The sequence below is a fragment of the Kitasatospora sp. NPDC091257 genome (assembly GCF_044757675.1).
Lineage (GTDB): Bacteria > Actinomycetota > Actinomycetes > Streptomycetales > Streptomycetaceae > Kitasatospora > Kitasatospora lactacystinica.
In genome coordinates, this window is the sequence record NZ_JBIVVI010000123.1 from 1 (window position 1) to 11,934 (window position 11,934).

Below are 11,934 nucleotides of genomic sequence, written 5' to 3' on the forward strand. Positions count from 1 at the left end.
GGGAAAGGCGCCGGCCGCACCCCCGGGCGGCCGGCGCCGGCGGCCCCCGCTGCTGCTGCTCCTGCCGGCCGCGGTCATCCTGATCCCGCTGGTTGCCTACCCGATCTACCAGCTCGGCCTGCTGTCCGTCCTCGACTTCGGGCAGGCCCAGGCCTCCGGCGGCGTCCCGACCTCCTTCGTCGGCTTCGGCAACTACACGAAGATCCTGGAGGACGAGCAGTTCTGGACGGTGCTGTTCCAGACCGTCGGCTTCGCCGCGTTCTGCGTGGTCGCCACCCTGGCCGTCGGCGCCACCCTCGCGGTGCTGCTCACCAAGGTCGGCCGGTGGCCGCGGCTGGTGCTGACCACCGCGGCGATGGCTGCCTGGGCGGCGCCGGCGATGACCGGTTCGACGGTGTGGAGCTTCCTGTTCGACACCAACCTCGGTCTGGTCAACCACACCCTGGAGGGGCTCGGGCTCTCCGGCTTCCACGAGTTCAACTGGTTCTACGACAAGTGGACGGCGTTCCTGATCGTCGGCGCCGTGGTGGTGTGGCACTCCTACCCGTTCGTGATGGTCACCCTCTACGCGGGCATCCGGGCGATCCCGGAGGAGATCATGGAGGCGGCCGCCCTGGACGGCGCCAACACCTGGACCACCTTCCGCCGGATCACCGCGCCGATGCTGCGGCCGATCCTGACCATCGTGGTCATCCAGTCGGTGATCTGGGACTTCAAGGTTTTCACCCAGATCTATGTGATGACCGAGGGCGGCGGCATCGCCGGCCAGAACCTGGTGCTCAACGTGTACGCGTACCAGAAGGCGTTCGCCTCCTCGCAGTACGGGCTGGGCGCGGCGATCGGCGTGATCATGCTGCTGATCCTGGTGATCCCGACGGTCCTGTACATCCGCACGCTGCGACGGACGGGGAACGAACTGTGAGCCCGGCGAACTCCTCCCCGGCCGCCGTGAAGCCGGCCGGCAACGCCCGCGGCCGGAACTCCCGTGGTCGGAACACCCGCGGCCGGAACGCCCGGGGCCGTTGGCGGCTGGCCGCCAACACCGGTGCGATCGTGCTGGCCGTGGTCACCGCGTTCCCGATCTTCTGGATGGTGCTCTCGGCCTTCAAACCCAAGGGCGAGATCCAGTCCCTCGACCCCAGGCCGTGGACCGCCCACCCCACGCTGGAGAGCTTCCGGCAGGTGCTCAGCGTCGACGGATTCGGCCGCTACTTCGTGAACAGCCTGGTGGTCGCGCTGTCGGTGGTGGTGCTGTCGGCGATCGTGGTCTTCCTGGCGGCGGTGGCCGTGACCAGGTTCCGCTTCAAGTTCCGGACCACCATCATGGTGATGTTCCTGATCGCCCAGATGATCCCGGTCGAGGCGCTGACCATCCCGCTGTTCTTCATGTTCCGCGACGCCGGGCGGTTCGCCCCGGGCGTCGGGCTGAACACCCTGGCCTCGCTGGTCCTGGTGCAGCTGGCGTTCTCGCTGCCGTTCGGGATCTGGATGATGCGCGGCTTCGTCGCGGCCGTCCCGGTCTCGATCGAGGAGGCGGCGCAGATCGACGGGGCCGGCCGGACCCGCATCCTGTGGCGGATCCTGCTGCCGCTGGTGGCGCCGGGACTCGCCGCGACCAGCGTGTTCTCCTTCATCGCGGCGTGGAACGACTTCGTCTTCGCCAAGACCTTCATCATCAGCGCCACCCAGAACCAGACGCTGCCCTCGGCGCTGCTGGTCTTCTTCAAGCCGGACGAGAACGACTGGGGCGGCATCATGGCGGCGTCCACGCTGATGACCGTGCCGGTGCTGATCTTCTTCATCGCGGTGCAGCGCAAGCTGGTCTCCGGACTGGCCGGCGCGGTGAAGGACTGACGTCCGCCGAGGCCGCGCACCCGGGAGTCCCGCCGTCGGCGGGACTCCCTCGGCCGTCCGGGCCCGAGCGACTCAGGAGGTCGAGCGGTTGAGGAGGTCGGGAGGGGCGGGAGGTCCAGCGGCTCAGCTGGTCGGGAGGGTCAGGAGGCCGGGCGGTTCAGGAGACGAAGCCGACCACGTCGGAGCCCTTCCGGCGCTGCGCGAGCCGGAGCCAGCCGACGACCTCCGCGACGGCCTCGGCCACCTCGCGCTCCGGCGCCGGGGTGCGGCCCTCGCGCTCGGCCCGTTCGAACTGCTCCAGTGCCCTCCGGCAGTCCTCGGCCGGCCAGGTGCTGCAGGACGGCACGTCGCAGGAGGGCAGTTCGGCCGGAAGGCCGCCGCCGTACTGGAAGTCCGCGACCGAGACGGCCGTGATCCCGTACGCCTTCAGGCCGTCGTCGACCACCTCCAGCCAGTTGCCCCGGAACGGTCCGAAGGAGTCGACCTCCAGGGGCTGCCCGACGAGCCAGCACAGCCGCCGGTACGCGTAGCCGTACTGGAAGGCGTGGCCCGCGTCCGCGGAGAAGGGGCCGCCGTGCACCACGGCGCGCAGCGCCTCCAGGGCGGTCGGCGCGCCCAGCGCGATCTCGTCGGCGAAGTGCTCGTCGGACCTGTCCAGGGACGGGCCGAAGTATGCGAGGGCCTCGTCGAGCGCCCCGTCGTTGCCGCTGCCGACGCGGACACGGAGCTCCGCGGGGTCGACCAGGTACGCGCGCAGGAAGGAACTCATGGCAGCACGGTAGCGGTCGCAACGGACAGCGGGTTCGGCGGGTCGGTCGTCCTCGGGCGCCCGGTGAGTGTGCCGAACAGTCTTGCCAGGAAGGCAACTTGACGGGCTGGAGGGGGAGGCTCCGGGTCCGTGTGCGGGTGCGCGGACGGGTGGATCGGTGGCGGGTTCGGCCGGGGCGGGCTCAGGCCGCCGCCGCGGAGTCCCGGGTCGGGACGGCGACCAGCACGAACTCCGCGCCGGCGTCGTCCCGGACCAGCGCGGTGCGGCCGAACGGCGCCGGCGCCGGACCGGTGACGACCGTGCCGCCGAGGGCGCGCAGCCGGTCGGCCGTGCGGTCGGTGTCCCCGGTCGCGAAGTGGACCAGCCAGCGCGCCTCCGCGCCCGGCCCGGCGGGGCCGATGCTGCACGCGGGCAGGCCGGCCACCCGGGCGAGGGTGTGTCCCGCCCGTGGCCGGTCGTAGCCGTAGCCGAGGACCCGGTGGTAGAAGGCCCGGGCGGCGTCGGGGTCGGGGGAGAGGTGCTCGTTCCAGGCGAGCGCGCCCGGTTCGTCGACCAGGCCGGCGCCGTCGATGGTGCCGGCCTGCCAGAGTCCGAAGCGGGCGCCGAGCGGGTCGACGGCGAGCGCGGCGCGGCCCTGCTCGGGCACCTCGTACGGTTCACGGGCGAGGCGGCCGCCGGCGGCCCGGACCGCGGCGAGGGTGCCCGGCGGATCGGGGCAGGCGAGGAAGGTGGTCCAGGTGGCGGGCGGGTCGGTCGGCCGGGCCCGTTCGACGGCCGCGACCTGGGCGCCGTACCGGGTGGCAACCGCCTCGGCGGGGCCGGTCGGAACGAACTCCCAGTCGAACAGCGCGCCGTAGAAGGCCTCTGCCCGTGCGGTGTCCGGCGTGGTGAGAACGACCCAGCACGGCACCCCGGCGCGGTAGTTGCCCGGTTTCGGCATGCGACCCTCCTGGCGGGCCCGGTGCCCGGTGCCCGGTGCCCGGCGCCCGGCGCCCGGTGCCCGGTGCCCGGCGTTCGGCGTTCGGCGTTCGGTGCCCGGCGTTCGGCGTTCGGCGTTCGGTGTTCGTCGCCACCGGCCCCACCCGCCAGCCTCCGCGCCCGGCGGGTGCGCGGCAAGCGGGGGATCAGGACACTCCGTGCGGCCGGAACTGGACGCTGATCCGAGGGCCCACCGGGCGGGCCGTCTTGGGGATCGCGTGCTCCCAGGTGCGCTGGCAGGAGCCGCCCATCACGACCAGGTCCCCGTGCCCGAGCGGGTGGCGGACGACCGGCCCGCCGCCGGACCGGGGCCGCAGCGCCAGGGTGCGCGGCTCGCCGACGGAGAGGATCGCCACCATGGTGTCCTCGCGGGCGCCGCGCCCGATCCGGTCGCCGTGCCAGGCCACGCTGTCCCGGCCGTCCCGGTAGTAGCACAGGCCGAGGGTGCGGAACGGCTCGCCCAGCTCCTGGGCGTAGTGCCGGCTCAGCGCCGTCCGGGCCAGGCCGAGCACCGGGTGGGGCGGTTCGGCCTGCGCCGGGTAGGAGGCCAGCAGGCGCGGGACGTCGACCGTCCGTTCGTACATCTCGCGGCGCTCGGCCCGCCACGGCACGTCGGAGGCCAGTTGTTCGAACAGCTCGTCGGCTCCGTGCAGCCAGCCCGGGAGCAGGTCCAGCCAGGCGCCGTCGCCGAGCGGCTGCCGCCGCAGGCCGGTGAGCGGGCCGAGGCGGAGGCCGCCGCGGTCCGCGTCGTCGAACAGCGAGGGCTGGAGGTGGACGGTGCCGTGCATGGGGTCAGCGTACGCCTCGATTCGAACATGTGCTCGAATGGCTGGAGTGTTTCAGGTCGTGCCTTGTGGATCTTCGCCGGGCCTGCGACGCCAGGGCGTGTTCCCCGGCGGCGGAGGAGGGCCGCTACGGCGATCGACGGTCGGCGGGGGCGTCCGTTCGGCGCAGCTTCGTCCGGCGGTGGCCGGAGACCGTTGTCAGGCGGCACGGGCGACCGGTAGACGGGAGGCTCCGAGCGCCGATCCTCCGAGTACCGGGAGTGCCGTGAACGCCCTGAGACTGCTCGCCGTGCCCGCCGCCGCCCTCGCCCTGACGCTGAGCGCCGCACCCGCCGCACCCGCGGCACCCGCGGCACCCGCGGCGTCCGGGGCGTCCGGGGCCGCCACGGCCCCCGACCCCGCGCCCGCCACCGTCACCATCTCCCGTGCGGACGGCGGATCGACCGTCCAGGCGCACGTGGGGGACACCGTGCAGGTGGAGCTTCTCGCGCTGCGCGACTACACGGTGACCTGGTACTGGTACGCCCTGGGCACCCCGACGCCCGCCCTGCTCTCGCAGACGGCGGGCAGCGCCGAGGCCAACGGCGACTCCCATGGGACCTTCTCGGCGACGGCCGCCGGGACGGGCGCCATCACCGCGATCGGCCGCTGTGTGCCGGACCGCGGCTCGGTCTGCCCGCCGTGGGTCATCAACTGGAAGGTCACCGTCCAGGTCTCCTGACCGGGCGCGGGACGCACCGCCGCCCCGGGCGCCGTCGACGGTGCCCGGGGCGACCGCGGGGTGGTCGAGCGGCCGGTTCCCCGCTCCCGTCTAGGCTTCGGACATGGCGATCAACGGCTTCGGGGTCACCGAGTTCCAGCTGGTGCTGCTGCGCCGGATGGCCGATTTCCAGCCCGGGCTGGTGGAGGGTGCGGTGCGGCGGCTCGGCGCCACCCGGGCCTCGATGCGGGAGGCCAACAAGCGCTGGCAGGCGATGGTCCGCGCGCCCGGCTTCCCGCGCGGCGCGGCCCGGTACGCGGCCGTGCTCGGGCCGGCCGGGGCGAGTGCGCCGCGTCGGATCGGGGATCTCGACTGCGTGGCGCGCCAGTGGGCGCTGCCGCTCTGGCCCGAGTTGCGCTTCGAGATCCTGCTCGGCCCGGCGGAGATCGGTGGGCCGCTGTTGAACGAGTGGCTGGTGCGGGCGGCGGGCTCCCCGGTGCCCGCGCTGCGCACGCCGGCCGATCTCGCGCCGTGGAACTGCGTGGTGGGCGACGTCGGGGCCGCGTTTCCGTCCGCGGTGCCGCGCGAGGGCAGTGCGCCGACCAGGTTCCGGCTGGACTTCGCGGTCCCGGATGCCGATGGACGGCTGCGCCCGTACGAGGCCGACTTCACCTGGGGGTTGCTCCAGGAGGTCCGTCCGAGTGGCGGCCAGGGCATGGATATGCCGGGCGATGCAAGGTGATATTCAGTGAATGCCTTCGATTTGCAGGCCAAAAGAGGATGTGGCAATCTAATCGCAGACATTGAAGAGTTTTGGCATCGGAAAGTGAAGGATCATGTCGGACGGCGCCCGCGTCATCGTCGGAGTCAGCGGTTCACTGCACAGCCTGACCGCCCTGCACCGGGCGGCCGAGGAGGCCCGGGCCCGGGGGGCCGTCCTGGTGCCGGTGCTCGCCTGGACGCCGGTCGGCGGTGAGCGCAACTACCGCGCTCGGCCCTGCCCGCCGCTGCTGCGCGCCTGGCAGGAACTCGCCGAGGCGCGGATGGAGAGCGCGCTGGAGCAGGCCTTCGGCGGACTGCCGATCGGGGTGCCGGTGCAGCCGCTGGTCGTGCGCGGCGAGGTCGCGACGGTGCTGACCGGGCTGGCCGACCGCCCGGGCGACCTGCTGGTGGTCAGCACCGGCGAGCAGGGCGGCCTGCGGGTCAGGCTGCGCGGGCTGACGCGCCGCTCGATCGCCCGGCGCTGTGTGAACCGGGCCCGCTGCGGGGTGCTCGCCGTTCCGCCGTCCACGCTGCACGAGGACCTGCGCGCGCTGCACCGCGGCATCGACCTGCGGGAGCTCGCCGCGGCCTGACGAGCCGTCAGGCCCGGTGCGTGGTACGGCCGTCGACCACCGTGCGGGTGGGGCGCAGCTCGCGCAGCGCGTCCACCGGGCAGGCCGACGGATCCAGCGGATCGACCGGCCACACCGTGAGGTCGGCGAACGCCCCCGGCCGCAGGCTGCCGCGCACCGTGCTCTCGCCGGTCAGCCGGGCCGCGTTCACGGTGTGCAGCGCGACGGCCTCGGACCGGCCGATCGCGTGCTCCGGGCCGACCACCCCGGCCGTGGTGCCGCGCGTGGTCATGCCCCACACCGACACCATCGCGCCGTACGGGCCGACCGGGAAGTCCGAGCCGCCGGTGATCAGCGCGCCCTCGTCCAGCCACTCGCGCAGCGGGAAGAGCGCGGCGGTGCGTTCCTCGCCCCAGGCCCGCTGCTGGGTGAGCGCGCCGTCGTGCAGCAGTGGGTGCTGGACCGTCACCGGGATGCCCAGCGCGATCGCCCGCGCCCGCTGCTCGGGGCGGGCCAGGCCGCCGTGCTCGACCACCAGGGTGCCCGGCGGCAGGCCGGGGTGGCGCTCGACCACCTGCTCGAAGACGTCCAGCAGGACCCGCAGCCCGCGGTCGCCCCAGGCGTGCACGCCGACCCGCCGGCCCCGCCCGACCACCCGCCCCACCGCCGCGAGCAGCTCGGCCGGCTCCCAGAGCAGCCGGCCGTGATAGCAGGGCTGCCCCTGGTACGGCTCCTCCACCGCGCCGGCCTCGAAGCCGCCGTCGATCCCGAACTTGACGCCCCAGAGCCGCAGTCGGTCGTCGTCCCGGCCGGCCGCCCGCCAGTCGTCCATCCGGTCCAGCAGTGCGTCCACCTGGGCCGGCGTGCGGGCGGCGAAGCCGGAGACCAGCGCGCGGACCCGGACGGCCAGGGCGCCCTCGGCCCGGGCGGCGTCCAGGACGTCGAGGTCCTCGGCCGGGACCAGGCAGTCGCGGACGGTGCCGATCCCGGTGGCGGCGAAGTCGGCGGAGGCGGCGCGCAGTCCCTCGATCCGCTCCGTGAGGGTCGGGTGCGGCAGCACCCGCTCGACCAGCTCGACCGCCCGGTTGATCAGCCGGCCGGTGAGCCGCCCGTGCTCGTCGCGCTCGATCACGCCGCCCGGCGGCGCCTCGGTGGCGTCGGTGATCCCGGCCAGCCGCAGCGCGGCCGAGTTGAGCACCATGTTGTACGCACCGCGGCGCACCAGCACCGGGTGTTCGGCGGTGGCCGTGTCCAACTCCCCGGTGGTGGGCATCCGTTGCTCGGCCAGCAGGACCTCCTGCCAGTTGACCGTGGTGCGGATCCACTCCCCGGCTGGGGTGCGGGCGGCGCGTTCGCGGATCAGGCCGAGGAATCCGGCGAGGTCGCGGGCCCGGTGGACGGGCACGCCGTGGACGCTGTGTCCGGCCAGGATCAGGTGGGTGTGGGTGTCGTCGAAGGCGGGCAGCACGGTCGAGCCCGGGGCGTCCACCACCTCGGTGCCCGGGCCGATCAGGGCGTCCAGTCCGTCGGGCGCGGCGGAGAGCGCGGTGATCCGGCCACCGGTGACGGCGACCGCCCGCCGGGGCGGCTCGCCGGGCACCAGGGTGTGCACGGCGCCGGCGCGGATCAGCAGGTCCGCGGGGGTGGGGCGGGCCGCCGGAAGGGCGGAGGCGGGTCGGATCGCCGGATCGGTGGGGTCGGTCATTGCGGCTCCTGGGGGCGGGACAGTCCGGTGACCTTCTCGACGTACCGGAGGCTGGGCTCGGCGAGCAGTCCGTGCAACTCGGTGAACACCGCGCGCGCCGGTACCGCGTTCCAGTCGGCGGGCAGCAGCGGCGCGGGCAGCCCCGGATCCAGGTATGGCAGCCGGCGCCACCGGGTGAGCATCGGCACGTAGTCGCGGAAGGCCTCGGCCGGGTCGACCGGAGACCGTCCGCGCAGCTCCTCGACGGCCGGGTGCCAGGCGTCGGCGAAGGCCCCGTACTGCGCCTCGATCGCCGGGAGGTCCCACCAACTCGCCACTGCCGTACGGAGATCGGCGAAGCCGGCGTACTCGGCGGAGAGGAACAGATGGACGTAGGCGCTCAGCCCGAGCCGGTCCAGCAGCCGACGGGCGTCCGGCAGCAGCCGGGCCGGTGCCAGCCAGACCCCGGGGGCGGCGTTGCCGAAGCCCAGCCAGCTCAGCCGGGAGCGCAGCTGGTGGCGGTGAGCGCGGGCGGACTCGGGCACCGAGAAGACCGCCACCACCCAGCCGTCGGCGAGTTCGGCCGGCTCCAGGCTGTGGAAGATCCGCCGGTCGCCCTCCTCGAAGACGGGCTCCATCGCGCGCGCGAGCCGGTACCCCGTGCCCGCGCGCCGCTCCTGGAGCAGGGTGCCGGCCTTCTTCAACCGCGAGATCGCCGAGCGGACGGCCGGGCCGTCGACGTCCAGCTCGGCCAGCAGCGCGATCAGGTCGGCGATGGATATCCAGCCGCCGAGGCGGCGGACGAACTCGCCGTAGACGGTGTGGATCAGGGAGCTCGGCCGGGACGTGTTCTCGGACATGCGCGGGCCCTCCTCCCCGGTGGTGGTGGCGATCATAACGAGAGTGCCGGTCCGAGGGCGCGGAATCCTGCGTTTCCAAGGCGTCCGGGAGGCTACGCGTAGGCACCGGAGAGCAGGTGTCCGGCGCCGGGTGCGAAGGCGGGCAGGCCGAGGGCCCGCAGGAGCTGGTGGGTGGTGCAGACGGCCGCCGAGACCACCGGCTTGCCCAACTGCTGCTCGGCCTCCTCGACCGCGGACAGCGAGGGCAGTTGCACGCAGGCCGAGAGCACCACCGCGTCCGCCTCGGCGTGGGCGAGACCGCGGGCGATGGCGGGCAGCAGGGCCGGGTCGTGGGCGGCGACGTCGAGGTTGTCGGCGATCTCCAGGGCGGCGTGGTCGAGCACCTCGATGCCCTCGGCGGCGAGGTACTCGACCACCGTCCGGGCCAGCGGCCGCAGGTACGGGGTGACCATGGCGACCTTCGCGGCCCCGAGTTCGTGCAGCCCGGCGACGAGCGCGCCGGCGCTGGTGACCACGGGCGCGGGGGCGCCGTTCTGGACGGTGCGCAGGTGCAGCCGCCGTTCGGCCTGCCGGTGGTAGCCGGGGCCGGTGGCCATCACGGCGACCAGGCAGGCGTAGCCGATCACGTCCACCCGGGCGTCCGACAGCTCGGCGGCGCAGCGGTCGGACTCGGCGTCCATGGCGCGCAGTTGTTCGGGGGTGACCCTGGTCATCCGCATCCGGCTGGAGTGGAAGGTGAACCGCTCGGGGGCGACCGCCTCGCGGGCCCGCAGCAGGGCGGGGACCTCGGTCTCCATGGTGACGTTGGAGCTCGGGACGATCTGGCCGATCCGGTGGGTGGTCATCGGGTGGACGGTCCTTTCCGGTCCGGGGCGGGTCAGCGGGCGTCGATCACCGGGTTGGCGAGCGTGCCGATCCGTTCGATGGTGGCCTCGACCAGGTCGCCGGGCTGGAGGAACTGCGGCGGCACCATCCCGGCGCCGACGCCCGAGGGGGAACCGGTGGAGATCACGTCGCCCGGTTCCAGGGTGACGCCGGAGGAGATGTCGGCGATCAGCCGGGCGACACCGAACAGCATGTGGCGGGTGTTGGAGTCCTGCCGCAGCTCGCCGTTGACCTTCAGCGAGAGGTCGAGCCGCTGCGGGTCGGGGATCTCGTCGGCGGTCACCACGACCGGGCCGAACGGCGCGTAGCTGTCCTGGCCCTTGGAGAAGAACCACTGGCCGGAGCGGCGCTGGTCCCGGGCACTGATGTCGTTGACGATGCTGTAGCCGAACACGTGCCGCAGCGCGTCCGCCTCGGCCACCCGGAAGGCCGGTGCGCCGATCACCACGGCGAGTTCGCACTCCCAGTCGAGCTGCTTGGTGAGGTCGGCGTTGTGCAGGATGGGGCCGCCCGGGCCGGTGACGGCGGTCGAGGGCTTGCCGAACAGCACCGGCCGGTCGGGCAGTTCGCGGTCGGTGTCCAGGGTGCGGTGCGACTCGGCCACGTGCTCCACGTAGTTGAGGCCGACGCCGACGATCTTGCCGGGGCGCAGCGGCGCGCACAGCGAGACCTCGGCGAGCGGCCGGCTGGCCGGGGCCCCGGCCAGCAGGTCGCGGACGGTGGCCAGGGCCGGTTCTCCGGCGCGGATCAACCCGAGGAGGTCGGGGGGCAGTCGGACCCCGGCGGCGGTGGCGAGGGCGGTCAGGTCGACGACCCGTTCGCCGTCGATCCGGGCGCCGAGGCGAGGGGTGTCGTCATGGCCGTCGTCCTCGGTGCGGCCGGCGGGGTCGGCGTCGTCGTCGGTGCGGAAGGTCAGCAGGTGCATGGTGGTGGGGCTCCTGGTCAGGCGGCGGTGACGGTGGGCTGCTGCCCGTCCGGGTGGGCCTCCTCGCGGTGGAGGCCGAGCGCGTGCATCACCGGGAAGTCGTTGAAGGAGAACAGGCAGGCGTCCTCGCCCCGGTCGAGGTTCTCGTGCTCGTGCCAGGCCCAGGACGGGACGACGAAGATGTCGCCCTGCTGCCATGCGAAGCGCTGTCCGGCGATCACCGAGGCGCCGCGCCCCTTGGCCGCGGTGTACACCACCGAGCCGGTGTGCCGGTGGGCGCGGGTGGCCTGGCCCGGGCGCAGCAGTTGCAGGTGGGCGGACATGGTCGGCATCACCGGGCCGCCGGTGACCGGGTTGGTGTACTCCATGATCACGCCGTCGTAGGGCGATCCCTCGGTGGCGCGGGCGAGCCGGCGCAGCGCGTGGTAGCTGGGCTCCCAGGGCCAGCCGAGCAGCGGGGAGTACGGCCGGCTCCACTTCTCGACGCCGTACGGCAGCAGGTTGCCGCCGTAGCTGAGCAGCGAGGAGCCGGTGACCGGCCCCGGTCGCTGGTACAGCTCCGGGTGGACCTCGTAGAAGTTGGCGTCGAGGGTGTTGACCAGCGGGATGTCCAGGCCGTCCTGCCAGATCACCGGGGCGTCGTCGGCCTCGTTGCCGTGCTCGTGCCAGGTGTTGTTCGGGGTGATCGCGAAGTCGCGCGGGCCGACCTGCAGCTTCTGTCCGTCCACGACGGTCCAGGCGCCGGTGCCCTCGTGGACGAAGCGCAGCGCGGAGGCCTGGTGGCGGTGCGCCGTCATCGCCTCGCCGGGCCCCATGATCTGCAGGCCGGTGTACAACAGGCCGACGGCGGCGCTCAGTTCGCGGCGGCCGGGGTTCACCAGCATCACCACCCGGCGTCCGGCGTCGTCGGCCTTCACCAGCGGCAGCGCCTTGCGCACCAGCGGGCGGAGGTCGGCGTAGCGCCAGAGCACCGGGACGGACTTCGGCTGCGGGTACCAGGGCTCGATCTCGTTCGCGACCGTCCACAGGGCGCCCGCCTCGTGCTCGGCCAACTCCTTGTAGTAGGTCAGCAGTTCGGGACTGTCGGCGACCCGGGCCCGGCCGATCCGGTCGTCGTCGTGAGCGTTGTGGCCAGGGGGGCCCTCGGGGCTGGTCATGCC

General features: G+C 73.7%; 13 protein-coding genes. 5 read left to right on the forward strand and 8 right to left on the reverse strand.

What is annotated here, in order from left to right:
• Both ACIQOV_RS08500 and ACIQOV_RS08505 read left to right on the forward strand, forming a co-directional pair.
• On the forward strand, positions 1-922 hold a 922-nt coding region (locus ACIQOV_RS08500; protein WP_401046381.1), incomplete at its 5' end, for a carbohydrate ABC transporter permease.
• A complete protein-coding gene (locus ACIQOV_RS08505) occupies positions 919-1,854 on the forward strand; it encodes a carbohydrate ABC transporter permease (protein WP_401046383.1) in 936 nt (311 codons plus the stop codon). The genes ACIQOV_RS08500 and ACIQOV_RS08505, both read left to right, overlap by 4 nt.
• A gap of 157 nt (positions 1,855-2,011) precedes the next feature.
• On the opposite strand, the gene ACIQOV_RS08510 is transcribed toward ACIQOV_RS08505, so the two are convergent.
• The 3 genes from ACIQOV_RS08510 to ACIQOV_RS08520 form a co-directional block, all read right to left on the reverse strand.
• Positions 2,012-2,623, reverse strand: coding sequence for a hypothetical protein (locus ACIQOV_RS08510; RefSeq protein WP_401046385.1), 612 nt, complete (start codon positions 2,621-2,623; stop codon positions 2,012-2,014).
• A 181-nt stretch (positions 2,624-2,804) separates the two neighbouring features.
• Positions 2,805-3,563: a VOC family protein gene (locus ACIQOV_RS08515; protein WP_401046388.1), complete on the reverse strand. Its 759-nt coding sequence runs from the start codon at positions 3,561-3,563 to the stop codon at positions 2,805-2,807.
• 184 nt (positions 3,564-3,747) lie between these two features.
• Positions 3,748-4,389 carry an alpha-ketoglutarate-dependent dioxygenase AlkB gene (locus ACIQOV_RS08520; protein ID WP_401046391.1) on the reverse strand — a complete coding sequence of 214 codons (642 nt, stop codon included), beginning with the start codon at positions 4,387-4,389 and terminating at the stop codon, positions 3,748-3,750.
• 262 nt (positions 4,390-4,651) lie between these two features.
• Between ACIQOV_RS08520 and ACIQOV_RS08525 the strand changes: the two genes are divergently transcribed.
• The 3 genes from ACIQOV_RS08525 to ACIQOV_RS08535 all read left to right on the forward strand — a co-directional run bounded on the left by ACIQOV_RS08525 (position 4,652) and on the right by ACIQOV_RS08535 (position 6,441).
• Positions 4,652-5,107, forward strand: coding sequence for a hypothetical protein (locus tag ACIQOV_RS08525; protein ID WP_401046393.1), 456 nt, complete (start codon positions 4,652-4,654; stop codon positions 5,105-5,107).
• A 103-nt stretch (positions 5,108-5,210) separates the two neighbouring features.
• Complete coding sequence (locus ACIQOV_RS08530) at positions 5,211-5,828, forward strand: hypothetical protein (RefSeq protein WP_401046394.1); 618 nt, start codon at positions 5,211-5,213, stop codon at positions 5,826-5,828.
• A 94-nt stretch (positions 5,829-5,922) separates the two neighbouring features.
• Positions 5,923-6,441 carry a universal stress protein gene (locus tag ACIQOV_RS08535; protein ID WP_380545787.1) on the forward strand — a complete coding sequence of 173 codons (519 nt, stop codon included), beginning with the start codon at positions 5,923-5,925 and terminating at the stop codon, positions 6,439-6,441.
• Between the two features lie 7 nt (positions 6,442-6,448).
• Here the strand turns inward: ACIQOV_RS08535 and ACIQOV_RS08540 are convergent, their stop codons facing one another.
• From ACIQOV_RS08540 to ACIQOV_RS08560, 5 genes are all read right to left on the reverse strand, one after another.
• Positions 6,449-8,125, reverse strand: coding sequence for an amidohydrolase (locus ACIQOV_RS08540; protein ID WP_401046397.1), 1,677 nt, complete (start codon positions 8,123-8,125; stop codon positions 6,449-6,451).
• Positions 8,122-8,964: a PaaX family transcriptional regulator C-terminal domain-containing protein gene (locus ACIQOV_RS08545; protein WP_401046400.1), complete on the reverse strand. Its 843-nt coding sequence runs from the start codon at positions 8,962-8,964 to the stop codon at positions 8,122-8,124. The genes ACIQOV_RS08540 and ACIQOV_RS08545 overlap by 4 nt, the downstream gene beginning before the upstream one ends.
• 92 nt (positions 8,965-9,056) lie before the next feature.
• Positions 9,057-9,809, reverse strand: a complete 753-nt coding sequence (locus ACIQOV_RS08550; RefSeq protein ID WP_387688143.1) for an Asp/Glu racemase — start codon at positions 9,807-9,809, stop codon at positions 9,057-9,059.
• A gap of 32 nt (positions 9,810-9,841) precedes the next feature.
• On the reverse strand, positions 9,842-10,774 hold the full coding sequence (locus tag ACIQOV_RS08555; RefSeq protein ID WP_401046403.1) for a fumarylacetoacetate hydrolase family protein: 933 nt from the start codon (positions 10,772-10,774) through the stop codon (positions 9,842-9,844).
• Positions 10,775-10,791: 17 nt separating this feature from the next.
• A complete protein-coding gene (locus tag ACIQOV_RS08560) occupies positions 10,792-11,931 on the reverse strand; it encodes a cupin domain-containing protein (RefSeq protein WP_401046406.1) in 1,140 nt (379 codons plus the stop codon).
• Positions 11,932-11,934 lie beyond the last annotated feature (3 nt).

What these genes read in the sequence shown, in the direction of transcription:
- ACIQOV_RS08550 (WP_387688143.1), bottom strand. Translation starts at nt 9,809, where the DNA reads ATGACCACCCACCGGATCGGCCAGATCGTCCCGAGCTCCAACGTCACC.
- ACIQOV_RS08545 (WP_401046400.1), bottom strand. Translation starts at nt 8,964, where the DNA reads ATGTCCGAGAACACGTCCCGGCCGAGCTCCCTGATCCACACCGTCTAC.
- ACIQOV_RS08555 (WP_401046403.1), bottom strand. Translation starts at nt 10,774, where the DNA reads ATGCACCTGCTGACCTTCCGCACCGACGACGACGCCGACCCCGCCGGC.
- ACIQOV_RS08560 (WP_401046406.1), bottom strand. Translation starts at nt 11,931, where the DNA reads ATGACCAGCCCCGAGGGCCCCCCTGGCCACAACGCTCACGACGACGAC.
- ACIQOV_RS08535 (WP_380545787.1), top strand. Translation starts at nt 5,923, where the DNA reads ATGTCGGACGGCGCCCGCGTCATCGTCGGAGTCAGCGGTTCACTGCAC.
- ACIQOV_RS08530 (WP_401046394.1), top strand. Translation starts at nt 5,211, where the DNA reads ATGGCGATCAACGGCTTCGGGGTCACCGAGTTCCAGCTGGTGCTGCTG.
- ACIQOV_RS08515 (WP_401046388.1), bottom strand. Translation starts at nt 3,563, where the DNA reads ATGCCGAAACCGGGCAACTACCGCGCCGGGGTGCCGTGCTGGGTCGTT.
- ACIQOV_RS08510 (WP_401046385.1), bottom strand. Translation starts at nt 2,623, where the DNA reads ATGAGTTCCTTCCTGCGCGCGTACCTGGTCGACCCCGCGGAGCTCCGT.
- ACIQOV_RS08520 (WP_401046391.1), bottom strand. Translation starts at nt 4,389, where the DNA reads ATGCACGGCACCGTCCACCTCCAGCCCTCGCTGTTCGACGACGCGGAC.
- ACIQOV_RS08540 (WP_401046397.1), bottom strand. Translation starts at nt 8,125, where the DNA reads ATGACCGACCCCACCGATCCGGCGATCCGACCCGCCTCCGCCCTTCCG.